Origin of the sequence: Burkholderia sp. CCA53, from assembly GCF_001685525.1 — a bacterium.
Lineage (GTDB): Bacteria > Pseudomonadota > Gammaproteobacteria > Burkholderiales > Burkholderiaceae > Burkholderia > Burkholderia multivorans.
This window is the reverse complement of sequence record NZ_BDDJ01000002.1, coordinates 756,451-779,598: the sequence shown is the minus strand read 5'-3', so window position 1 is coordinate 779,598 and position 23,148 is coordinate 756,451. Positions and strand designations below refer to the sequence as shown.

The window sequence follows — 23,148 nt, the reverse complement described above, 5'->3', positions numbered from 1 at the left end:
CATGGAGGTGTGCCTGTTCCTGATTGCCGAGCACGGCGACTACGACGCGCACGCGGCGTCGCCCGACGTCGCGCCGGCACCGGACGCGTTGCGCGGCATGCGCGGGCTCGCGCGATGGATCGTGCACCGGCCGGCCGCATTCGCGGCCGATCGCGCCGATCCGGTGCCGCGTCCGCGTTCGCCCGCATGCGTGCTGCAATGCTATTTCGACGATCTCGACGCACTTGAAGCGATGCTCGCGCCGGCCGGCGCGGCGCGCGCGTTCGTCGAACGCTGCGCCGCCGCCGGGCTGCGCGTCGCGCAGCAGGCGATGGCGGTGCGCCGCGTGCCGCTGGCCGGCACACGCGCGGGCGCGCAATGCTGCACGTACCTCGTCAGCTACGAGGGCGAGGCCGCGGACGCGAACGCGTGGCTGTCGCACTATCTCGACCATCATCCGCCGCTGATGGCGCAACTGCCCGGCATTCGCGAGATCGAGATCTATACGCGCATCGACTATCGAAGCGCGCTGCCGGTCCCGCGCGCGCGGGCCATGCAGCGCAACAAGGTCGTGTTCGACGATGCAGGCGCGCTGGCCGACGCGCTCGCATCGCCAGTGCGCATGCTGATGCGCCGCGACTTCGAGGCCTTGCCGCCGTTTACCGGTGCGACGCCGCACTTCCCGATGGCGAGCCGCGTTTGTGAGATAACATGCGCCGAATAGCCCGCGCGCTGCGCGGCGCCGGCCGTCCGCGGTGACCTGCACGCGACACGGCGGCCGGCGCGCGGCGTCGCGCATCCTACCGGCGGTTCACGAGCGCCATGAACAAGTCCCATCCGGTCGTCACCGATCTCAATCTGCTGCGCGTGTTCCTCGCGATCTCGGAGCTGCGCAGCCTGACCGCGGCCGGCGAACGGCTCGGGCTGACGCAGCCGGCCGTCAGTCACGCGCTGCGGCGGCTGCGCAATCTGTTCGACGATCCGCTGTTCGTGCGTACGCCGGCCGGCATGGCGCCGACCGATGCCGCGCGCCAGTTGCACGGGCCGCTGACGCGCGCGTTCGACATCATCGACCTCGCCGTGCAGCAGGTCGCGCATTTCGATCCGGCCACCGCGAGCCGCGTGTTCCGCATTTCGATGTCGGACATGTCGGAGTTCTACTTCCTGCCGCCGCTGCTCGCGAGGCTCGCGGAAGTCGCACCGGGCGTGCGCGTCGAGATCGCGAGCGCCGCTGTGGAAGCGGTCGGTGCCGCGATGCGCAGCGGTGAGATCGATCTCGCGCTCGGCTATGTGCCGGATCCGGGCCCCGGATGCGTGAGCGAGCCGCTCTTTACGGACGAGCACGTGTGCATGGTGCGTGCCGGGCATCCGCTGCGCAAGCGCACGCCGACGCAGGCCGACCTGGCCGCGCTGCGCTATATCTATGCGAGCAGCGACGCGACCGGGCACCGGATGGTCGAAACCTGGCTCGACGAGCTGCAGGTCGAACGCACCATCGTGCTGCGCCTGCCGCATTTCATCGTCGCGCCGGAGATCGTCCAGCATACCGATCTCGCCATCATCTTTCCGCGCAGCGTCGCGGAGCGCTTCAACCGCGGCCGCGCATTCCGGATCCTGCCGTTGCCGTTCGTGCTGCCGCCTATCGAAATCGACCTGCATACGCACGCGCAGTTTTCGGCGGATCCCGGTATCGCGTGGCTACGCGCGCTGATCGTCGACATGTTCCGCCGCCCGGTCGCGTAACGGCGCGCCGCGCGCCGGCTGCGCAGCCGTCGGTCGTCGCATCCGCTTCACTGATTTAGAATGCGTTCACGCATCAATTTGACGAATAGCGGAGGGTGCATGACGTCGGTCGATCATCTCGATCTGAACCTGCTGCGGGTGTTCCAGGCGATCGTCGAGGAACGCAACCTGACGAAGGCCGGCGAGCGGCTTGCGCTGTCGCAGCCGGCCGTCAGCTATTCGCTCGGACGGCTACGCACGCTGTTCGACGATCCGCTGTTCGTGCGCACGCGCGCGGGCATGCAGCCGACACCCGTCGCACTCGAACTCGCGGGCATCGTCGGCAAGGCGCTCGACATGGTGCGCGTCGCGCTGCGCTATGCGGAGCGCTTCGATCCGGCGACGAGCACGCGCACGTTCCGGCTGTCGCTGTCGGATGCCGGCGAGATGGCGTATCTGCCCGCGATCTGCCGCGCACTGCGCGAGCGTGCGCCGCGCGTGACGCTCAGCGTGCAGCCGATGCCGGTCGAGGCGATCGAGGAAGCGCTGCGCGCGAGCCGGCTCGATTTCGCGATCGGCAATCTGCCGGAGCTGATGCCGCGCACGCGCCATCAGCTGCTGTTCGAGGAAACCTACGTCTGCATGACGGGCCGCCGGCGCGGATTGCCGAGCGGCGCGGCACTGACGCTCGAGCAGTTCGTGCGGGCCGCGCACGTCAACGTGAAGTCGGTCGAGCACAGCCATCACGCGCTCGACGACGCGCTGCGCGCGCAGAGCGTCGGCCGCAACGTCGCGCTCGAAGTGCCGCACTTCGTCGCACTGCCGGGCGTGCTGCAGGTAACGGACCTGTATGCCACGCTGCCGAAGCGGCTCGCGCAGATCCTGAACCGCGACAACGCGTTCCGGCTTTACGCGCTGCCGGTGCCGCTGCCGCCCGCCCCGGTGACGATGCACTGGCATGAGCATTTCCACGAGGACGAAGGCATTACGTGGATGCGTGCACTGCTTGCGGAGATCGTCGAACGCTTCGACGGCGCGTGACGCGCTCGCGGCCGCGCGCCGTTTATAGATCGAGCACGAGCACCGGCGAGCGCGCGCGCGACACGCAGCAGCAGATCACCGAATTGCTCGCGCGTTCGGCCTTGCTGAGGCAGTGATCGCGGTGGTCGGGCTCGCCGTCGACGACCGGCACCATGCAGGTGCCGCACACGCCTTCGCCGCACGACGTGTCGACTTCGATGCCGATACGCGCGAGCGCGTCGACGATCGACGTGTCGGGCGCGACGCGCACGGACTGACCGCTGCGTTGTAGCCGCACCTCGAAGCCTTCGGATGCGCTTGCGTTCGCGGCGTCGCTGGCGACAGCCGGTTCGGCCGCGAAGCGCTCGAGATGGATCGCGTCGTCCGGCACGCGCGTCGCGGCGGCGGCAATCACCGCGTCCATGAACGGCGCAGGGCCGCAGGTGTACACGTGTGCCTGCGCGTCGACCGATTCGACGCAGCGACCGAGTTCGCGCGCAAGCGCGTCGCGCTCGACGCCGTAATGGAACGTCACGTGCGATGCGAACGGTTCGGCCGACAGTTCGTCGACGAACGCCGCATGGTCGCGGCTGCGCGCGAAATAGTGGAGCCGGTAGCGGGCGCCGCGCTGCGCGAGCGCATACGCCATCGACAGCAGCGGCGTGATGCCGATGCCGGCTGCGATCAGCACGTGTTCGCTCGCGTCGTCGACGAGCCGGAACAGGTTGCGCGGCGTGCCGATTGACAGCTCGGTGCCGACGCGGACGTCGTCGTGCAGCGAACGCGACCCGCCGCGCGACTGCGTTTCCTTCTTCACGGCGAACAGATAACTGCCGCGCTCGTCGGGGCGGCCGCACAGCGAGTATTGGCGCGTGATGCCGGACGGCGCGGTGACGTCGATATGGGCGCCCGGTTCGTATGCGTCGAGCGGCTGGCCGTCGACGCGCGACACGCGGAAACAGCGGATGTCCTGCGCCGCGTCGATCAGCGCGTCGATCCGGACCTGGTGGCGATTGGCTTGCATGAGTCGATTCCGTGGGGATCGGGAAAGCCGGCGCGACACCCGTCGCGCCGTGATGCGATCGAGAATAGGGAGCGGCATCGCATAAATCAAATCGATTAAAAAACGATGCCCTAATCAATCGGGTGGATAACTGGCGGGTGTGAGCGGGCTCAGCGCGCGGCGCAGTTAGGCGCGGGGATCGCGCCGGGCGCGCTATCGCCGGCGGGTGCGGCCGCCTGGACGTGGCCGCGCTCGCGCTCGAGGCTGCGGCGATAGTGGCGGCAGCCGGCGCCGAGCAGCAGCGCTGCGAGCGCGGCCGCCGCGACGTTGACGATCGACATCGAGTGACCGACCGCCGCCGGCGCGCCGAACACGCGATCGGTGAACAGCGCGACGACGGTCGTGCCGATGCCGAGCGCGATCAGGTTCGAGACGAGCAGGAACAGCGCGGAGATTTGCGCGCGCATCTGGTTCGGTGCGAGCGTTTGCATCGCGGCGGTCGACGTCGGCATCGGAAACGACGCAAAGAACATCGCGATCACGAGCATGGCGAGCGACGCCGGCAGCGCGTCGAGCTGCGTGAACAGCGTGGCGGGCACGATCATGCACGCGGCGCCGATTGCGCCCGCGCGCATCGGCGCATCGACGCGGCCGCGACGCAGCAGCCAGTCGTTGAGCCAGCCGCCGCAGAATACGCCGGCCGTGTTCGCGACGAGCAACACGATGCCGAGCGTATAGCCGGCTTCGACGGCCGTCATCCCGAAACGGCGGATATAGAACGCGGGCGTCCAGCTGAGCAGGCAGTACAGCGTCATCGCATAGAACGAGAAGCCGAGATAGTGGCACGCGAACGTCGCGCGATGCGTGCCGACGAAACGCAGCGAATCACGCATCGATACGCGCCGCACGGCGCCGGAGCGGTCCTGCGCGAGCCCCTTGCGCTGCGGGTCGCGCACGGTCGCGACGAACAGCAGCGCGACGAGCAGGCCGGGCAGCCCGACGATCAGGAACGTGACCTGCCACGCATGCACCTGTCCGACGATCGGCAGCGTGAACGCGCTCGCATGCTTGAGCAGCGCGATCACGTAGCCGCCGATCAGGAACGCGACGCCGCCGCCGATGAACGAGCCGAGCGAATACACGGCGATCGCGCGGCCGAGCTTCTCCTTCGGAAAGTAGTCGGCGAGCATCGAATAGGCGCCGGGGGACAGCGCGGCTTCGCCGACGCCGACCCCCATGCGCGCGACGAACATGTGCACGAAGTGCTGGCTGAGCCCGCACAGCGCGGTCGCGATGCTCCACAGCGCGATGCCGAGCGAGATGATGCGCGGGCGCGCATACCGATCGGCGAGATAGGCGACGGGCAGGCCCATCACGGCGTAGAACAGCGAGAACGCGAAGCCGTTCAGCAGACTGAACTGCGTATCGGTCAGATGCAGGTCGCGCTTGATCGGCTCGATCATCAGCACGAGCACCTGGCGATCGACGAACGAAAAGACATACGCAAGCATGCAGATGACGACGACGTACCACTCGTACGTATAGCGCTTGCCGTCGGCAGCGCGGGGCAGGGATGCGGACATGCGGATTCTCCAGCAGCGGGCGAGGGGAATGCGCGGCGCCGGTCCCGCTGGCGGCCGCCGTCGCGGTGCGAAAAGGTCGAACAGGTCGAAAAGCTCGGGGATCGCACGATCGGACACGCAGCGTAGTCGGCCAATTTCGGTTGCCATAGCCGGAGTGACAGCGGCGCGACACGGACATTCACCGACACGAATAAAGAAAACACCAGGGTCGCGCGCGCGATGCGCCGCGTGCGGCGCGTCGGGCGGGGCTCACGCGCATCATGCGGCGCATCTATAAGCGTTATAGAGCGCGTTGCGTCGACGTCCGAAATTGTCGTTCCTAGACTCGGGCCGGTTTTGACCGATGCCGTTCGCCAGCGACTGCGAACGCGTTTCACACGATGCGTCGCATGGCATGCGTGCGCCGCACTTTCTACGGGACGACGAAGATGACTGATTCGAACGGGCGCGCCGGCAGGCTCGCCGTACTGCTGGCCGCGCTCCTCGCCAGCGCGGCGCTGCCGGCGGCTGCGCAATCGAGCGTGACGCTGTACGGGCGCATCGACACCGCGATCGAATACGCGAATGCGGGGCCGAACCATGTGACCCGGATGGGCAGCGGCAATCTGTGGGCGTCGCAGTGGGGATTGAAGGGCGTCGAGGATCTCGGCGGCGGCTACGCCACGATCTTCAAGCTCGAAGACGGCTTCAACGCCGCCAGCGGCGCGCTGTCGAACCCGAACGCGCTGTTCGGTCGCGAAGCCTGGGTCGGCATCACGGGCCCGTTCGGCGGCGTGCAGTTCGGCGAGCTCTATACGATCCTGCACACGACGCTCGTCACGTACAGCCTGCCCGGCCTCGGCGCGGGGCTCGCATGGGGCAACGCGACGAACAACTTCGTCGGCCCGGCGTTTTTGCGCGTGCGCAACTCGCTGCGCTATACGTCGCCGCGCTACGCGGGCTTCATGCTGCGCGCGATGGCCGCACGCGGCGCGAACGGCGCGGCCGGGCAGCCGTCGACGCTTGGCGATACCTATGGCGCGGGCATCAACTACGTACGCGGCGGCCTGTCGATCGATGTCGACTACATGCAGCAGAAGTTCAGTCCGGTCGCCGCGTCGACGCTCGGTGCGACGAGTCGCGCCGCGAACGGCAACTACACGCTCGGCGCGATCTCGTACGACTTCCGCGTCGTGAAGATCGCCGCGCTCTATCTGCGGCATCGCGGCGGGTCGGACGTCGCGGCCGCGATCGATGCGCAGAGCGCGTATCCGCACAGCGACATCGTCGAACTCAGCGCGACGGTGCCGATCGGGCGCGCGTCGCTGCTGCTGAGCGCGGGCCATTACCGGAAGGTCGCGGACAGCGACGGCAATGCCGACTCGTACGGCATCCGCCTCGACTATCCGCTGTCGAAACGTACGGTGCTGTACACGGGCGCGGCGATGGTGCGCAATGGCGCGCATGCGCGCTTCGTCGTGAACGGCGCGGCGGGCGGCGGCGTCGCGGTCGCCGCAGCGGGCGCGACCGCGAGCTCGCTCGTCGCCGGCATCGTCACGTCGTTCTGAACGCATGGCGGCGCGCACGGGGGCGCAGTCCCGCGCGCTCACGCGCACGCGGGCGGCTGTGGCGCGAGCCATGCGTCGAACGGTGCGAGCGTGCCGATGCTGAACAGTTCGAGCAGCAGCGCACGCAGCCAGCGATGACCGGGATCGGCATCGAAGCGCCGGTGCCAGTACGCATTGACCGCCCATTCGCCGGCGCCGGCGACAGCGTGGAGCGTGCACGGCTGCTGCGCGGCGAACGTGAGCGCGATCGTCTCCGGCAGGATCAGCGCGTAGTCGCCGCGCTGCAGCAGCGCGGGCACCACCATGAAATCGGGCAGCGCCACGCGCACGCGCGGCATCAGACCGTGCCGGTCGAGCAGCTGCATCGATTGCGGATGCGAGGTGACGGCGACGAAGCGCAGCGTGTCGGGTGCATCGCCGTCGAGCACGAAATCGTCGGGCAGCGCGACGCGCCGCGCGGTGCGACGCGGCATCAGCAGTACGCAGCGTTCGTGCAACAGCGCGGTGCGCTGGAAATGGCTCGACGCGTCGGCGAAGTGACCGAGCGCGAAATCGATGCGGCCCGATTCGAGCGCGACGTTCAGCTGGCATTCATCGACGTGCAGCGTCTCGATCACCGCGCCCGGCGCGCGGCGCTCGAATTCGGCGAGCAGCGTCGGCAGGAAGGCGCTCGCCGCGAAGTCGCTCATGTGCAGCCGGAACACGCGCTGCGTCGTGTCGGGCGCGAAACGGCACCCTTCGTCGAGCACGTGCTGCAGGATCGCGAGCGCCTGATCGACCGATACGGCGAGCCGCTGGGCGCGCGGCGTCGGTTCGACACCGGTGCCGGTGCGCACGAACAGCGCGTCGCGGAACATCAGCCGCAGCCGGCCGAGCGCATGGCTCACGGACGGCTGCGTGACGCCGAGCTGCAGCGCCGCGCGGCCGACGTGCCGCTCCGCGTAGACGGCGCGAAACGTCTTCAGCAGATTCAGATCGAGGTCCTGCACGCGCAATCCGTCGCACGCGTCGGCATCGGTCGGCGGCGGGCGGCCGGGAACGGAAGGCGTCATCGCGGTTGCCTCGCAGTGACGGAAGGCGGATGGCCGTAACGCCGCGCATACGCCTTCGCGAAATGACCGAAACCGTGAATGCCGTGCGCGAGCAGCACGTCGGTCACGCTGCGCGCGTCGCCGCGTTGCAGCGCCGCGTGCACGGCGGCGAGCCGGCGTTCGCGTACGTACGCGGCCGGCGTGGTGTTCAGGAAGGTGCGAAACGCGTGCTGCAGCGTGCGCGGCGCGACGCCCGCGACGCGCGCCAGGGCGGCGAGCGCGAGCGGCTCGCCGAGATGCGCATCGACGTGCGCGCATGCGCGGCGCACCGGCGCGGGCAGCGGAGGCGTGCCGCGCACGAGCGCGTCGCTGTACGAATGCGGCAGATGCGTGAGCAGCAGCGACATCAGCCACGCGCTGAGATCCGCGCGGAACGTCGCCGCGGCCGCGCCGAGTGCGGGCTGCGTACCGAGCCGGCACAGATAGTCGAAGGTCGGTAGCACGAGCGCGGCGCCGGCGCGGTGGCGGCCCGCATCGACTTCGAACTGGAGCGGCCGCGCGAGCGTCGTGCCGAGCATGTCCTGCAGCTTGCGTTCGAGCGCGCGGCGTTCGAGCCGCAGCACGAGGTTGCGGCAATCGCGGCTCGTGCGCAGCCGGCTCGCGCGCGCCGGCGACGACACGGTCAGTTCGCCGGGCCCCGCGTGCACGATCGCTTGTCCCGCCTGCAGTTCGCACCTGCCCGACAACGTCAGCCGGAACAGGAAGTGGTCGGCATCGTCGCCGAAGTCGATACGCGTCTCGCGGCCGTAGCAGAGCTCGAGCAGCGCGCCATGGTGCAGCGGCACCTCGTACAGCTCCGCGTGAAACGGATCGCGACCATGTGCGGCCATCCGGTGCGGGCCGAGCCGGTGCGCGACCGCGCGTTCGACTTCGTCGGGTGCATGCAGCGTGCCGAGCCGGTTCGGTGCGTGTCGGGAAAGGGCGATGTCCATACGCGGGCCTCGTGTCGGGTAGGGCTGCGCAGCGGCCGGCTGCACACGTACGCGATTGCGTTGCGCGATCGGGCGCGCCGTTGCGCGTTTTGAAGCGACGCGGCACGGGCGGCCGCGTAGTCTCGGAACCACTCATTTACCGGGAGACGACGATGAAGGTTTGTGTACTGGGCGGCGGCCACGGGTGCCATGCGGCCGCGATCGATTTGTTCGAGAAGGGGCACGACGTCGCGTGGTGGCGGCGCGATCGCGCGCCGCACGCGCGACTGCGCGCGCTCGGCGCGCTGACGGTGACGGACGCGCGCGGCACGCGCACCGTGCCGGTCGACGACGCGCGCGGCGCGATTCGCGCAACCGACGATCTCGGCGCCGCGCTGCGCGGCGCACAGCTCGTCGTCGTGCCGTTGCCCGCGACATCGCACGACGCGCTGGCCGCCGACGTCGCGCCGCTGCTCGAGGACGGCCAGGTCGTGTTCCTGCCGCCCGGCACGTTCGGCAGCTTCGTCTTCGCGCGTGCGGCGGCGCGCGCGGGCAACCGTGCACGCTTCGCCTTCGCGGAGACGGGCACGCTGCCGTATCTGGTGCGCAAGCATGGCGACGGCAACGTCGTGATCAGCGCGTATGCGACGCGCCTGCCGACGGGCGTGTTTCCCGCGCGCGAGGCAAGCTGGGCGTTCGACGTGCTGCGCGCCGGCTATCCGTCGGTCGAGCCGCTCGACGACGCGCTGTCCGGCGCGCTGATGAATGCAGGGCCGGTGATCCATCCGCCGCTGATCCTGATGAACGCGGGGCCGCTCGAACACTTTGATGCGTGGGACATCCACAACGAAGGCACGCAGCCGTCGATCCGCGCGGTGACGAACGCGCTCGATGCGGAGCGGATCGCGGTGCGCGAGGCGCTCGGCTATCGCGCGCCGCACTTTCCGCTCGCGGATCACTACGCGGCCGACGGCGACGAATGGATGTACGGACGCGGCGCGCACGGCAAGCTGACCGACAGCGGCGACTGGCGCGAGAAGATCGATCTGCGCGCGCATCGCTACATGCTCGAGGACACGCGGCTCGGCCTGTCCTTCCTCGTGTCGTGCGGACGCTGGGCCGGCGTGCCGACGCCCGTCGCACAGGGGCTGCTCGCGATCGCCGGCGCCGTGGCCGCGCGCGACCTGTATGCGGAGGGCCGCACGCTGGAGCGGCTCGGGCTCGCGGCGCTGTCGGGCGACGCGATGCGCACGCTGCTCGAGACGGGAGACGCCGCATGATGCCGGCCGCCGAACTGACGCGCGTGCATGTGCTCGGTGCGGGCCGCATGGGGCAGGGCATCGCGCTCGCCTTCGCGTTCGCGGGGCTCGAGGTGACGCTGATCGACTTCAAGGCGCGCGATGCGGCGGGCCGGCTTGCATTCGACCGGCGTACGCGCGACGAACTCGCACGGCCGCTGCACGCGCAGGTCGCGCTCGGCCGCATCGATGCCGCGCAGGCCGACGCCGCGCTCGCGCGGATCGCGCACGTCGCGCGCGACGGCGCGGCCGACGCGATCCGCGATGCGCAGGTCGTGTTCGAGGCGCTGCCCGAAGTGCTCGATGCGAAGGCCGACGCGTTGCGCTGGCTCGAAGCGCATGTCGATGCCGATGCGACGATTGCGTCGACGACGTCGACGTTCGTCGTCACCGAACTGCAGCGCGACGTCGCGTGGCCGGCGCGTGTGCTGAACGCGCACTGGCTGAACCCGGCGCTGCTGATGCCGCTCGTCGAGATCAGTCGCAGCGACGCGACCGCGCAGCACGTGGTCGACGAACTCGCCGCGCTGCTGGTGCGGATCGGCAAGAAGCCGGTGATCTGCGGGCCGGCGCCCGGCTATATCGTGCCGCGCATCCAGGCGCTCGCGATGAACGAAGCCGCGCGGATGGTCGAGGAAGGCGTGGCGAGCGCGGCGGACATCGATACCGCGATCCGCACCGGCTTCGGCCCGCGCTTCGCGGTGCTCGGCCTGCTCGAGTTCATCGATTGGGGCGGCTGCGACATCCTCTATTACGCGTCGACGTATCTGGCGGGCGAGATCGGGCCGCGCTTCGCTCCGGCCGACGGCGTCGTGCGCAACATGAACGCCGGCCGCGACGGCGTGCGCACGGGTTCCGGGTTTCACGACTATGCGGACGTCGACGTCGCCGCCTACATGCGGCAGCGGCTCGGCGAGTTCGCGCGGCTGCTCGAGCATCTCGGGCTGGCACCGACGTTCGACGGCGCGCGCCGTCGCGAGGATACGAGCGCATGAGCGGCCCGCCGCGCGGTCGACGCGGCGCATACGACCGCCGCCGCGCGCGACCGGCGGCCGCGCGGTCACGCGTCGCCGCCGCGCGCGTCAGCCGCGCGCACGACGTGCGTCTCGCGCATCGCGCACAGCGTCGCGACGGTCACGAGCCCGAGCGCGACGAGAAACAGCGAGACGGGCCAGGACGCCTGATAGCGCTGCAGCAAGGCGGTTGCGATCAGCGGCGACATCCCGCCCGCGAAGATCGACGCGACTTCATGACCGAGCGCGACGCCCGAGTAGCGCACTTCGGTACTGAACAGCTCGCCGACGAGCGCCGGCAGCGTGCCGATCATCGCGCCGTGGCTGACGGCCGTGCACACCGTCAGCGCGAGCCAGACGAGCGGCGTCACGCGCGTGTCGAGCAGCCAGAAGAACGGAAATGCGCAGGCGACGAGGCCGAGCGCGCCGATCAGGTAGACGGGCTTGCGGCCGATCCGGTCGGACAGCCGGCCCCACGCGAGCATCGCGCCCATCTCGACGATCATCGCGATCATCACGCCGGTCAGCATCACGCCGTTCGGGATGCCGACGTATTTGCCGTAGACGAGCGAGAACGCGAGGAAAATGTACGCGCCGCCGTTCTCGGCCACGCGCAGGCCCATCGCGAGCAGGATTTCCTTCGGATGACGCCGGATGCACTCGACGATCGGCAGATGCGCATGCGCGCCGCGCTTGCCGGCCTGCTCGTAGTCGCGGCTTTCCGGCAGGTGGCGGCGAATGTAGATGCCGATCGCGAAGATCGCGATGCTCGCGAGGAACGGCAGCCGCCAGCCCCACGTCATGAACATGTCGTTCGGCAGCGTCTGCGCGGCGAGAAACGCGGCGGACGACAGCACGAATCCGCCGCCGACGCCGAGCTGGCTCCATGCCGCGTAGTAGCCGCGCTGCTCGGGCGGCGCGTTCTCGCTGATGATCAGCACGCCGCCGCCCCATTCGCCGCCGGACGCGATGCCTTGCAGCAGGCGCAGCACGACGAGCGCGGCCGGCGCCCAGATGCCGGCCTGCGCGTAGGTCGGCAGCAGCCCGATCGCGAACGTCGACGCGCCCATGATCAGCAGCGTCCAGACCAGCGACGCCTTGCGGCCGTAGCGGTCGCCGACATGGCCGAACACGATGCCGCCGAGCGGCCGCGCGACGAAGCCGAGCGCGAACGCCGCGAACGCGGCGAGGCTGCCGGCGAGCGGCGACGCGCCGGGCGGAAAGAACACGTGGCCGAACACGAGCGCCGCGGCGGTGCCGTACACGAAAAAGTCGTACCACTCCATCGCGTTGCCGGCGACGGAGGCGATGACGATCCGGCGAAGCTGCCGGTCGGCGAGCGGCCGGGTGGCGCTCGGGGACTGCACGGTGTCGGTTGAATACATGGCGGACTCGGGTGGGGAACGCGAATGCGTGCCGTCTCGGAACCGGTGCGGCACTCGCGACGAGTGTTGTCGGCGCTGCCGCTCCGGTCAAATCCGCAAAAAAAGAGGAGTGTCATCACTCCGGCAAATGATGGTCGCGCCGCACGCGGCCGGGCCCGCACGCGGCGTGTCGGTCACCGCTCGATCTGCCGGTTCCAGCGCGTATCCCACTGCGCGCGGTGCGCGTTGATCGCGGTCCAGTCGACCACCGTCACCTTGCGCACCAGATCGTCGATGTTGCCGAGGCTCTGCTGCATCGCGGCCGGCATCTTCGCGAGCCGGTTGGTCGGAATCTGCTTGCCGGCCTCGGCCGCCTTCGTCTGCGCGGGCGCGGACAGCAGGAACTGCGCGAGCTTCTGCGCGAGCTGCGGGTCCGGATTGTTGGCGACGACGCAGAGGTCGACGAGCAGCAGCACCGGCCCTTCCTTCGGGTTCGCGTATGCGACCGGGATGCCCTTGTCCTGCAGATCGCCGACGCCGGTCGGCGTGAGCGGGAACAGGCCGGCTTCGCCGGTCTGCACCATCTCGGAGATCTTCGCGGAATTCGGGATGTATTCGACGACGTTCGGGCCGACCGTGCTCGCCCACTTGCTGAAGCCCGGCTCGACGTTCTGTTCGCTGCCGCCGAACAGCCGGTTGATCGCGAGGAAGCCGTGCAGCCCGAACGTGCTGCTCGACGCCGACTGGAACACGACCTTGCCCTTGTACTTCGGGTTCGCGAAATCCATCCACGAGGTCGGCGGCGCCCAGCCCTTCTCCGCGAACAGTTTCTTGTTGTAGGCGATGCCCGTCATCCCGAGCTGCACGCCCGCGCCGACGTCGTCCTTCATGCGCGCGAACGGGTAGAGCTCCTTCAGCACCGGCGAATCGTCGAGCTTCTGGCACACGCCGAGGCTGACCGCGCGCGCCATCACGCCGTCGTCGAGGAACGCGACGTGGATCTGCGGCTTGCTGCGGTTGGCGAGCAGCTTCGCGAGCACGTCCGACGACGTGCCGGGCACGACGACGACCTTCACGTTGTTGGCCTTCTCGAAGTCGGGCAGCACCTGGCTCGTGTACGCCTTTTCCATCGGGCCGCCGTTCATGCCGACGTAGATCGTTTTCGTTTGCGCGAACGCAGGCGCGGACGCGGTCGCGCTTGCGATGCAGAGCGCGGCGGCCGCCGCGATCGTTCCGGTCAGTTTCATCGTTGGGTCTCCTGTTGACGGCAAGGGATGGTCGGTTCGGCTTGCGGCGCGAAGCGGCCGATCGAAAACGCATCGAGCGGCGTGACGGTTTCGCCGGTCGTCACGAGATCGGCGAGCACGTCGCCGACACCGGGCGCGAGCAGAAACCCGCCGCCCGAAAAACCGAACGCGTGCAGCAGCTTCGGCGTCGTGCGGCTCGCGCCGACGATCGGATTGTGGTCGGGCGTGCAGCCTTCGACGCCGCTCCACGTGCGGATCAGCAGCGCGTCGCGCAGTGCGGGCAGCAGCGCGCATGCGTCTCGCATCACGGCGCGCGTCGTGTCGACGGACGGCTGGCCGAACTCGCCGTCGCCGTGTCCGCGTCCGCCGCCGATCACGCAGTTGCCGCGCGCGACCTGCCGCGCATAGACGCCGCCGCCGTAGACGCCGAGGTTGTGCTCGATGAACGGCGGCAGCGGCTCGGTCACCCACATGTTCGGGTAGATGGGCTCCATCGGCACCGCTTCGCCGAAGCGTGCGGCGATCGCGTTGGCCCAGGCGCCGGCCGCATTGACGAGCCAGGTCGACGTGCAGGTGCGGCCGGGCGCGTGGATCCGAAAGCGCGTGCCGTCGTGCCGGACGTCGTCGACCGGCGTGTGCTCGCATACGTCGGCGCCGGCTGCGCGCGCCGCACGCGCGAAGGCCGGCGACACGATGCGCGGGTTCGCGTGGCCGTCGGTCTCGCAGAGCGAACCGCCGAGCGCCGCGCGGCCGAGCCACGGATAGCGGCGGCGGAACGCGTCGCCGTGCATCACGCGCAGCGGCAGCCCGTGTTCGGCCGCGAGCGCCGCGTAGGCGTGGAGCGCCTCGAGATCGGCGTCGCTGCGCGCGAGCCGCAGGTGGCCCGACACGACGAATTCGCCGTCGATGCCGATCCGTTCCGGCAGACGATCCCAGATGCGCCGTGCGCGCAGCGCGAGCGGCAGCTGTTCGGCGGGACGGCCCTGGCAGCGCACGCCGCCGTAGTTCACGCCGCTCGCCTGTGCACCGCAGTACCGACGCTCGAACAGCGCGACGCGCAGCCCGCGCCGCGCGAGCGCGAGCGCGGTCGATGCACCGACGAGGCCGCCGCCGACGATCGCGACGTCGTAATGACCGGTCTCACTCATCGCGCGCCTCGTCGGGAATCGCGACGACGTCGTCGCCGGCAAGTGCCGCCGCGATCGGGAACGGCTTCACGGGCGGTTGCGCGCGCAACCGGCCGACGTCAGCGAGAGGCCGGCCGGTCTCGGCCGCCAGCACGAGCGCGGCGGCATCGCCGCACATGCGGCCCTGGCAGCGCCCCATGCCGGCGCGCGTCAGCGCCTTCAGGCGGTTCAGCTCGGTCGCTTCGCCGCCGCGAATGCAGCGCCGCAGCGTGCCGGCGTCGATTTCCTCGCAGCGGCACACGATCGTGTCGTCCGGGCACTGTGCGGCCAGTGCGGGGGGCGGCGCGAACGCCGTTTCGAGGCCCGCGCGGAACGCGCCGATGCGTGCCAGCGTGCGCTCGAGCGTCGCCGCATCGGGCTTGCCGGCTGCGCGGTGCGGCGGCGCGACGATCCCGGCATCGTCGAGCAAGGCGAGCGCCGCGCGTCGTCCGGACGCCTCGGCCGCGTCAGCGCCCGCGATGCCGGCACCGTCGCCTGCGACGTAGAGGCCGCGCACCGACGTGCGTCCGGCTGCGTCGCGCTCGGGCAGCCAGGCGCGATTGAGCGGGTCGAAGCGGAACCGGCAGCCGGCGAGATCGGCGAGCTGCGTTTCCGAACGCAGCCCGAAGCCGAGGCCGATCGCGTCGCAGTCGATCGTTCGCCGCGCGTCGCCGCGCGCGGCGCGCCACGCGAGCGCGGCGACGTGCCGCTCGCCGACGATGCGCTCGAGCGTGACGCCCGTTTCGATCGCGACGCCGTGCGCGCGCAGCCAGCCGATGTAATAGAGCCCCTTCGCGAACGTCGACGGCAACCGCAGCAGTGCGGGCGCACCGGTGAGCTGGCGGCGCAGCGGGCTCGTGTCGAGCACGGCGGCGACCTGCGCGCCGGCCTTCGCGTACTGATACGCGACCAGATACAGCAGCGGCCCGGTGCCCGCGAACACGACGCGCCGGCCGATCGCGCAGCCCTGTGCCTTCAGCGCGACCTGCGCGCCGCCGAGCGTGTAGACGCCCGCGAGCGTCCAGCCGGGCACCGGCAGCATGCGGTCGGTCGCGCCGCTCGCGACGATCAGATGCGAGTACGGCACGGTCGTCTCGCGGCCGTCCTGCAGCGTGTCGACGCGGCCCGCGCCGCACGCCCACGCGAGCGTGTTCGGCCGGTAGTCGACGTGCGGCAGCAGCGCGGCCATCGTCCGGTGGACGGCGTCGGCCTTCGCGGCATCGAAGCCGTACAGCGCGCGCTTGCCGCGCACGAACGCGCCGTCCGCCGGCGGCTGCCGATAGATCTGGCCGCCCCAGCGCGCGTTCTCGTCGATCACCACAGGGCGCAGCCCCGCGTCGACGAGCGCTTCGGCCGCGCGCACGCCGGCCGGCCCCGCGCCGACGATCACCGGTCGCAGCGCGTCCGTCATCGTGCGTCTCCGGTGGCGGCCGGCGGCGCGCCGGTGACGATCCGCATGCCTTCGACGAGCGGCGTCGAGCACGCGCGCACGCGCGCGCCGGCCTCCGTGCGCACCCAGCAGTCCTGGCACGCGCCGATCAGGCAGAAGCCAGCGCGCGGCCGGCCGCCGAATTCGCTGACGCGCACGCGACGCTGCGCGACGAGGATCGCGGTGAGCACGGTGTCGCCGGCGAGCGCATGCGCGGGCCGGCCGTCGAGCGTGAACGCGATGCGCGCGCGGTCGCGTTCGGCGAGGCGCACGAACTGGGCGCCGTCGTCCGCGGCATCGAGGGAACGGGAAGCGGGAATGGACATCAGTGTTGGCCGATCAGAATGCGGTTCAGGCCGTAGACGCGATCGAGCAGCAGCATCGCGCCGGCGGTAATGAAGATGACGAGCGTCGATACCGACGCCATCATCGGATCGATCGATTCGGTCGCGTACATGTACATGCGCACCGGCAGCGTGACCGTCTGCGGCGACGTGACGAAGATCGACATCGTCAGCTCGTCGAAGCTGTTGATGAACGCGAGCAGCCAGCCGCCGGTGATGCCGGGCACGATCATCGGCAGCGTGATGCGGCGAAACGTCGTCCACGGATCGGCGCCGAGCGAGCACGCGGCCTGTTCGACGCTGCGGTCGAGGCCGGCGACCGACGCGAGCACGAGACGCATCACGAACGGCGTGATCACGATCATGTGCGCGACCACGAGCCACGCGAACGAGCCCGTCGCGCCGATCAGCGCGAAAAACCGCAGCAGCGCGATGCCGAGCACGAGGCCGGGAATCACGAGCGGCGACAGCAGCAATCCGTTCAGGAACGCGCGGCCGGGAAACGTCGCGCGGCCGATCGCGAGCCCGGCGGGCAGCGCGATCGCGAGCGACAGCGTCGCCGAGGCGAACGCGAGCTTCACGCTGTTCGCGAACGCGGTGACGAAGTCGGGGTAGTCGAGGATCGCGCGGAACCAGCGCAGCGACGGGCCGCGCGTCGGCAGCGTCAGCGTTTCGTCGGGCGTGAAGGCGACCAGCACGACGATCGCGAGCGGCGCGAGCACGAACAGGATCACGAGCGTATGGAACGCAAGCGCGAACGGGCCGTTCTTTCTCATCGGGAAGCGCCTCCGAGGCTGCGCGCGTAGCGGCGTTCGAGCACGCGGTAGTAGGTGAGCATCACGACGAGGTTCGCGACGAGCAGCAGCACCGCGATCGTCGCGCCGAGCGGCCAGTTCAGCGAGCCGAGGAATTCGTCGTAGACGGCCGTTGCCGCGACCTTGAGCCGGCGCCCGCCGAGCAGGCCGGGAATCGCGAACGCACTCGCCGACAGCCCGAACACCATCAGACTGCCCGACAACACGCCGGGCATCAGCTGCGGCACGACGATGCGGCGCAGCGTCGTGAACGGCGACGCGCCGAGCGACAGCGCCGCGTATTCGGTTTGCGGATCGAGCCGCTGCAGCGCCGTCCAGACGGGAATCACCATGAACGGCAGCATCACGTGCACGAGTGCGATCACGATCGCGAACGTCGTGTATTCGAGCTTGTACGGGCCGAGACCGACGAGCGCGAGCGTGCGGTTCACGAGTCCGCCGGTGTTCAGCAACATGCTCCAGCCGAATGCACGCACGACGACCGATACGAGCAGCGGCGCGAGGATCGCGAGCAGGAACATCGAGCGCCACGGGTCGCGCATTTTCGACAGCACGTACGCTTCGGGCGTGCCGATCGCGACGCAGATCGCGGTGGTCAGCGCCGCGATGCCGAACGTGCGCGCGAAGATCGTATGGAAGTAGGGCGAGCCGAGCACTTCGGCGTAGTTGCCGAACTGGAACGCGGCGATCGGGCCGGTGGCCGGGTCGAAGCGGTAGAACGTCAACGCGAACGTCATCGCGAGCGGCACGAGCACGAGCGCGGCGAACAGCGCGAACGCCGGCGCGCACATCAGCCACAGCGGCGCATGCGCACGCCAGCGCGCGCGCCATGCGCGGCCGGCGGCCGCGCGCGCCGGGACGGGCTCGGCCGCGCTGCGCGGCGCGACGCCGGCCGGTGCGCCGTCGGCCTGCAGCGGGCGGGTAGGCTGTCCCATTCAGGCCTCCCGGCGCATCACGCGCACCGCGTCGCTGTGCCAGTCGATGCCGACCGGCGCGCCTTCCGCGAGCGGCTCGGCGCCTTCGTTCTGGCAGCACACGAGCACTTCGCCGAGTGCGCTGTCGACGCGATACAGCCATTGGCTGCCGAGGAAGAAGCGGCTCGTGACGGTCGCGGCGACGCGGCCTGCGCCCGGCGTGCAGAGCCGCAGCTTTTCCGGACGGATGCAGACCGAGACGGGATCGCCGACACGCACGTCGCGTTCGTGCGCGGGCAGGTGCGCGGTGCGGCCCGTCTCCGCGAGGTCGTGCCCGAGGTCGATGCGGATCGCGTCGCCGTCGTGCGCGACGATCGTGCCCGGCAGCAGGTTGGCCTTGCCGATGAACTGCGACACGAACCGGTTTTCGGGCCGTTCATAAGCGTGATACGGCGTGTCGATCTGCGTGATGCGGCCGGCTTCCATCACGACCACGCGATCGCTGATCGACAGCGCTTCCGACTGATCGTGCGTGACCATGATCGTCGTCGTGCCGATCTTGCGCTGGATCGCGCGCAGCTCGAACTGCATCTCCTCGCGCAGCTTCGCGTCGAGATTCGACATCGGCTCGTCGAGCAGCAGCACCGGCGGTTCGATCACGACCGCGCGCGCGATCGCGACGCGCTGCCGCTGGCCGCCGGACAGCTCGCGCGGAAAGCGATGCGCGAGCGCATCGAGGCGCACGAGCGCGAGCGCCGCGCGGATGCGCTCCGCGCGCTCGGCCTTGTCGACGCCGCGCATGTCGAGCCCGAAGCCGACGTTCTCCGCGACGCTCATGTGCGGAAACAGCGCGTAGCTCTGGAACACGATCCCGAGCCCGCGGCGGTTCGGTTTCATGTGCGTGATGTCCTGGCCGTCGAGCGTGATGCGTCCGCGCGTGACGTCGACGAAGCCCGCGATCATCTGCAGCGTCGTCGTCTTGCCGCAGCCGGACGGGCCGAGCAGCGACACGAATTCGCCTTGTTCGACGGAGAGGTTCACGTCGGCGACGGCGGTCAGCTCGCCGAACGATTTCGTCAGGTTCGTCAGCGTGAGAAACGACATGGGGAACTCCCGATTCGCACACCGGATGGCGGTGCGTCATTGACGCGGACTCTAGCCAGCCATATTTCGGACCGTCAATTTAGAATTCTGCTGAACGAGAGGAATTTCCGAAAAATTCCGGTCAATGGAACGAGATGACGAAGCGCGAGCAAATCGTTCCGGTGAATGAAGGCCGAGCGGCCCGCGAAAGACGCCCGTCAATCCCGTGCACACCCGGATGCCGGGCGCGTCCGCATGCGGCGACAATGGCGGCTCCGTATTCCGTTCAATGAAATCGTCGAGGAGAGCCGGCATGCACGAACCGCATTCGCCCGGAACGTCGCGCGCCGCGCCCGCCGACGGCGACGCCGCCGACACGGGCGGCGCGCCGGGCACCGGCATGCTGCAGCGGGCGTTCGCGATCCTGCGCGCGCTGGCCGGCATGCAGCAGGACGGCGTGCGCGTCACGCATCTCGCGAAGGCGGTCGGCCTCACGCAAGGCACCGCGCATCGGATCCTGCAGTCGCTGATCGCCGAAGGCATGGTCGAGCAGGACGAACGCTCGAAGCTGTACCGGCTCAGTGTCGACTTCTTCGCGCTCGCCGCGCTGGCCGGCAACCCGAGCAGCATGCGCACGCTGTGCCGGCCCGCGCTGCTGCGGCTCTGCGCGAGCCTCGGCGAGACGATTTTCCTGCTCGTGAAGAGCGGCTTCGACGCGGTGTGCCTCGATCTCTGCGAGGGGCCGTTTCCGATCCGGTCGTTTACCGGCGACATCGGCGGGCGCGTCGCGCTCGGCGTCGGGCAGGGCAGCCTCGCGATCCTCGCGTTCCTGCCGGAAGCCGAGCGCGAGGAGGTGATCCGCTTCAACGTGCCGCGCATTCGCGGCTACGGCGTGCTCGACGAGGTCTATCTGCGCACCGAGATCGACCGCGTGCGGCAGCTCGGCTACGCGGGCCGCAACAGCGGCGTGCTCGACGGGATGGCCGGCGTCGCAGTGCCGATCCTCGATCGCACCGGCTATCCGGTCGGTGCGCTGAGCGTCGGTACGCTCGCGTCGCGCCTCGGCGACGACCGGATGCCGATGGTCGTCGAACTGCTGCGCCGCCAGGCCGAGGCGATCGGCCCGCGCACGAATCCGTTCGACGCCGCGCTGCGGCGGCCGATGCACGGGCTGTCCGGGAAAGCCGGATAGGCGCGGCAGCGTCGGGCGCCACCGTGCGGCGCTAGTGCATCGGTAGCTACGGCGGGCCGTCCCCTGCGTTCAACGCGTCGAGGAACGCGTTCAGCTTCGCGCATGATCGATCGCTGCGTCGGTACACGATCCGAACGCACGCGCGACTCGCATCATTCGACCGGATGCAGATCCTGCAGCAGCGTCGGCAGCAGTTCCGACACGGTCGGGTGAATATGCATCGCGCGGCTGATCGTCGTATAGGGCGCCCCGGCCGTCATCACGTCGAGCAGCGTATGCACGACCTCGTCGCCCGTCACGCCGAGGATCGATGCACCGAGAATCGCGTGGTTGTCCGCATCGACGATCACCTTCATGAAACCCTGGCTTTCGCCCTTTTCGACCGCGCGGCCGACGCGCGTCATCGGCCGCGTGCCGACCAGCAGCTTGCGTCCGCTTCGTTTCGCTTCCGCGAGCGTCATGCCGACGCGGCCGAGCGGCGGATCGATATACATCGCATAGGCGGGGACGCGATCGGAGACCTTGCGCGGATCGTTGTCGAGCAGATTCGCCGCGACGATCTCGTAGTCGTTGTAGGCGGTATGCGTGAACGCGCCGCGGCCGTTGCAGTCGCCGAGCGCCCAGATGCCGTCGACGTTCGTGCGCAGCTGCTCGTCGACCTTGATGTAGCCGCGCTCGTCGGTATCGACGCCCGCGCGGTCGAGCCCGAGATCGTCGGTGTTCGGCACGCGGCCGACCGCGAGCAGCAGATGCGAGCCCGTCACTTCGCGGCCGCTGCCGCCGCAGTCCAGCCCGATCGCGATGCCGGCGCCGTCGGGCCGTGCGCTCAGGCAATTTGCGTCGAGCTGCACGTCGATGCCTTCGTTTTCGAGAATCTCGCGCACCGCGTCCGAGACGTCTTCGTCCTCGCGCCGGATCAGCCGCGGGCCTTTCTCGACGATCGTCACCTTCGAGCCGAAGCGGCGATACATCTGACCGAACTCGAGCCCGACGTAGCTGCCGCCGACGATCACGAGATGATCGGGCAGGAAGTCGACGTCCATCATCGACGAGTTGGTCAGATAACGCACGGTGTCGAGGCCCGGCATCGGCGGTATTTGCGCGCGTCCGCCGACATTGATGAAGATGCGGTCCGCTTCGAGCAGCGCGTCGCCGACGCGCACCGTCTTCGCGCCTTCGAAGCGCGCGTGCCCCTGGAACACGGTCGTGCGCTCGAGCCCGCGCACCCATTGCTCGACGCCGTGGTTCGAGCGGCCGGCGATCCGGTCCTTGCGCGCCTTCACGGCCTTCATGTCGACGGTGACGGCGCCGCCGACCGACACGCCGTATTCGCTTGCGCGCCGCGCGAGCTGCGCGGCGTACGCGCTCGCGATCAGCGTCTTGGTCGGAATGCAGCCGGTGTTCACGCACGTGCCGCCGAAGCGGCCGCGTTCGACGATCGCGACGGTCATGCCGGCTGCCGAGAGCCGTGCGGCGAGCGGCGGCCCGGCCTGGCCGGTGCCGATCACGATCGCGTCGAAGTGTTGCGTCATGGCGTTCTCCTGCGCTGGTGGATCGGGAAAGTGCGGGCGGGCGAGCCCGCACGCGACGGCGGCGTCCGTCCGCCCGACGATGTCCGGGCGGCGCGCACGCAGTTTTCATTCCTTGCGGCGCCACTGCGCGAACGGCACCGGCCGGTGCGGATCGGCGCGCGTGACGGTGACCTGGTCCGGCTTGTCGTCGACCGGGAACGACTCGGTGTCGACTCGGTTCGCGAACAGCCAGCCGTGCGTGCGCGCGTCGTAGCGGAACGTCACGTAGTCGCTCCAGTGCTGGCCGCATGCGACCTCGTTCTGCACGGTGAAATAGCGCCCCTTGACTGCGAGCCCGTGATCCGCGACGTCCTCCGGGTCGAACGGATCGCACTGCGGCGCATCGTTCGCGCGCAGCACGACGCTGTCGTTGCGCGCGGCGAGCCGATAGCCGTGATCGGGCCGTTCCTCGTAGATCAGCAGCGGGCGCGGGGACGGCTGCGCGCGCGTGTCGACCGCCCGATGCACGACGACGAGAAAACTGCGCAGCCCGTTGCCGAGCGCAGGCCCTTCGCGCGCGATCATCGGCTCATAGCCGGGCGGCAGCTGCGCGGCGATCGCCGGCGGCAAATCGTCGGCGAGCGTGGGGCCGGACAGCGCGGCGAGAAGCGGAAGCAGCAGGCGAAGCGGTCGCATGGCGGTGGGCGGGCAGGCCGTCGGACAACGGGAACGGACGCGGAACGCGCGCGGCGAGGCGCACGCGGGCGCGCTCGTCGCGCGGCGCGTGCCCCTACGAGCATAGCAGCGCCCGTCGGCCTTTGCGTCGCGCTTTCGGCCGCGCGCAAGGCGTGCCAGAATCGGCGGCTGGAGCGCAGGAGCGCGCGGCGTTGTCGCGGCGGCGTTCCGTTCGAGGAGA

21 protein-coding genes are annotated in these 23,148 nt (G+C 69.9%); 7 read left to right on the top strand and 14 right to left on the bottom strand.

Annotation, left to right across the window (positions count from 1 at the left end; all coding sequences use genetic code 11):
• Position 1: 1 nt before the first annotated feature.
• The 3 genes from BCR55_RS19960 to BCR55_RS19950 all read left to right on the top strand — a co-directional run bounded on the left by BCR55_RS19960 (position 2) and on the right by BCR55_RS19950 (position 2,742).
• Positions 2-703, top strand: a complete 702-nt coding sequence (locus BCR55_RS19960) for an ethyl tert-butyl ether degradation protein EthD (RefSeq protein ID WP_065495614.1) — start codon at positions 2-4, stop codon at positions 701-703.
• A 98-nt stretch (positions 704-801) separates the two neighbouring features.
• A complete protein-coding gene (locus BCR55_RS19955; protein WP_006409635.1) occupies positions 802-1,722 on the top strand; it encodes a LysR family transcriptional regulator in 921 nt (306 codons plus the stop codon).
• A gap of 99 nt (positions 1,723-1,821) precedes the next feature.
• The gene (locus tag BCR55_RS19950; protein ID WP_053297930.1) at positions 1,822-2,742 is read left to right on the top strand and encodes a LysR family transcriptional regulator; all 921 of its coding nucleotides are present in this window, start codon (positions 1,822-1,824) and stop codon (positions 2,740-2,742) included.
• A gap of 22 nt (positions 2,743-2,764) precedes the next feature.
• Here BCR55_RS19950 and BCR55_RS19945 read toward each other — a convergent pair whose 3' ends face one another.
• Positions 2,765-3,745 carry a PDR/VanB family oxidoreductase gene (locus BCR55_RS19945; RefSeq protein ID WP_053297929.1) on the bottom strand — a complete coding sequence of 327 codons (981 nt, stop codon included), beginning with the start codon at positions 3,743-3,745 and terminating at the stop codon, positions 2,765-2,767.
• A gap of 149 nt (positions 3,746-3,894) precedes the next feature.
• The gene (locus tag BCR55_RS19940; RefSeq protein WP_065495612.1) at positions 3,895-5,307 is read right to left on the bottom strand and encodes an MFS transporter; all 1,413 of its coding nucleotides are present in this window, start codon (positions 5,305-5,307) and stop codon (positions 3,895-3,897) included.
• A gap of 428 nt (positions 5,308-5,735) precedes the next feature.
• On the opposite strand from BCR55_RS19940, the gene BCR55_RS19935 reads away from it, so the two are divergent.
• Positions 5,736-6,854: a porin gene (locus BCR55_RS19935; protein WP_035946378.1), complete on the top strand. Its 1,119-nt coding sequence runs from the start codon at positions 5,736-5,738 to the stop codon at positions 6,852-6,854.
• 38 nt (positions 6,855-6,892) lie between these two features.
• Here the strand turns inward: BCR55_RS19935 and BCR55_RS19930 are convergent, their stop codons facing one another.
• Entirely contained in the window at positions 6,893-7,906 is a 1,014-nt protein-coding gene (locus tag BCR55_RS19930) for a LysR family transcriptional regulator (RefSeq protein ID WP_006409633.1), read from the bottom strand.
• On the bottom strand, positions 7,903-8,877 hold the full coding sequence (locus BCR55_RS19925; RefSeq protein WP_053297926.1) for an AraC family transcriptional regulator: 975 nt from the start codon (positions 8,875-8,877) through the stop codon (positions 7,903-7,905). Before BCR55_RS19925 ends, BCR55_RS19930 begins: the two co-directional genes overlap by 4 nt.
• Positions 8,878-9,029: 152 nt before the next feature.
• On the opposite strand from BCR55_RS19925, the gene BCR55_RS19920 reads away from it, so the two are divergent.
• A complete protein-coding gene (locus BCR55_RS19920; RefSeq protein ID WP_065495610.1) occupies positions 9,030-10,136 on the top strand; it encodes an NAD/NADP-dependent octopine/nopaline dehydrogenase family protein in 1,107 nt (368 codons plus the stop codon).
• Positions 10,133-11,149, top strand: a complete 1,017-nt coding sequence (locus BCR55_RS19915) for a 3-hydroxybutyryl-CoA dehydrogenase (protein ID WP_065495608.1) — start codon at positions 10,133-10,135, stop codon at positions 11,147-11,149. Before BCR55_RS19920 ends, BCR55_RS19915 begins: the two co-directional genes overlap by 4 nt.
• Positions 11,150-11,214: 65 nt before the next feature.
• On the opposite strand, the gene BCR55_RS19910 is transcribed toward BCR55_RS19915, so the two are convergent.
• The 8 genes from BCR55_RS19910 to BCR55_RS19875 form a co-directional block, all read right to left on the bottom strand.
• Entirely contained in the window at positions 11,215-12,552 is a 1,338-nt protein-coding gene (locus BCR55_RS19910) for an MFS transporter (protein WP_065495606.1), read from the bottom strand.
• A gap of 173 nt (positions 12,553-12,725) precedes the next feature.
• Complete coding sequence (locus BCR55_RS19905; RefSeq protein ID WP_065495604.1) at positions 12,726-13,778, bottom strand: ABC transporter substrate-binding protein; 1,053 nt, start codon at positions 13,776-13,778, stop codon at positions 12,726-12,728.
• Positions 13,775-14,926 carry an FAD-binding oxidoreductase gene (locus tag BCR55_RS19900; RefSeq protein WP_065496682.1) on the bottom strand — a complete coding sequence of 384 codons (1,152 nt, stop codon included), beginning with the start codon at positions 14,924-14,926 and terminating at the stop codon, positions 13,775-13,777. Before BCR55_RS19900 ends, BCR55_RS19905 begins: the two co-directional genes overlap by 4 nt.
• A complete protein-coding gene (locus BCR55_RS19895; RefSeq protein ID WP_065495602.1) occupies positions 14,919-16,355 on the bottom strand; it encodes an NAD(P)/FAD-dependent oxidoreductase in 1,437 nt (478 codons plus the stop codon). The genes BCR55_RS19900 and BCR55_RS19895 overlap by 8 nt, the downstream gene beginning before the upstream one ends.
• Positions 16,352-16,699 carry a (2Fe-2S)-binding protein gene (locus BCR55_RS19890; RefSeq protein ID WP_053297920.1) on the bottom strand — a complete coding sequence of 116 codons (348 nt, stop codon included), beginning with the start codon at positions 16,697-16,699 and terminating at the stop codon, positions 16,352-16,354. The genes BCR55_RS19895 and BCR55_RS19890 overlap by 4 nt, the downstream gene beginning before the upstream one ends.
• Entirely contained in the window at positions 16,699-17,493 is a 795-nt protein-coding gene (locus tag BCR55_RS19885) for an ABC transporter permease (protein WP_065495598.1), read from the bottom strand. Before BCR55_RS19885 ends, BCR55_RS19890 begins: the two co-directional genes overlap by 1 nt.
• Complete coding sequence (locus BCR55_RS19880; protein ID WP_006404329.1) at positions 17,490-18,467, bottom strand: ABC transporter permease; 978 nt, start codon at positions 18,465-18,467, stop codon at positions 17,490-17,492. Before BCR55_RS19880 ends, BCR55_RS19885 begins: the two co-directional genes overlap by 4 nt.
• Complete coding sequence (locus tag BCR55_RS19875) at positions 18,468-19,550, bottom strand: ABC transporter ATP-binding protein (protein ID WP_065495596.1); 1,083 nt, start codon at positions 19,548-19,550, stop codon at positions 18,468-18,470.
• Positions 19,551-19,842: 292 nt separating this feature from the next.
• On the opposite strand from BCR55_RS19875, the gene BCR55_RS19870 reads away from it, so the two are divergent.
• Positions 19,843-20,721: an IclR family transcriptional regulator gene (locus BCR55_RS19870; RefSeq protein ID WP_006404326.1), complete on the top strand. Its 879-nt coding sequence runs from the start codon at positions 19,843-19,845 to the stop codon at positions 20,719-20,721.
• A gap of 152 nt (positions 20,722-20,873) precedes the next feature.
• On the opposite strand, the gene BCR55_RS19865 is transcribed toward BCR55_RS19870, so the two are convergent.
• Complete coding sequence (locus BCR55_RS19865) at positions 20,874-22,253, bottom strand: FAD-containing oxidoreductase (protein WP_006411206.1); 1,380 nt, start codon at positions 22,251-22,253, stop codon at positions 20,874-20,876.
• A gap of 105 nt (positions 22,254-22,358) precedes the next feature.
• A complete protein-coding gene (locus BCR55_RS19860; RefSeq protein WP_006404324.1) occupies positions 22,359-22,928 on the bottom strand; it encodes a hypothetical protein in 570 nt (189 codons plus the stop codon).
• Positions 22,929-23,148: the final 220 nt, after the last annotated feature.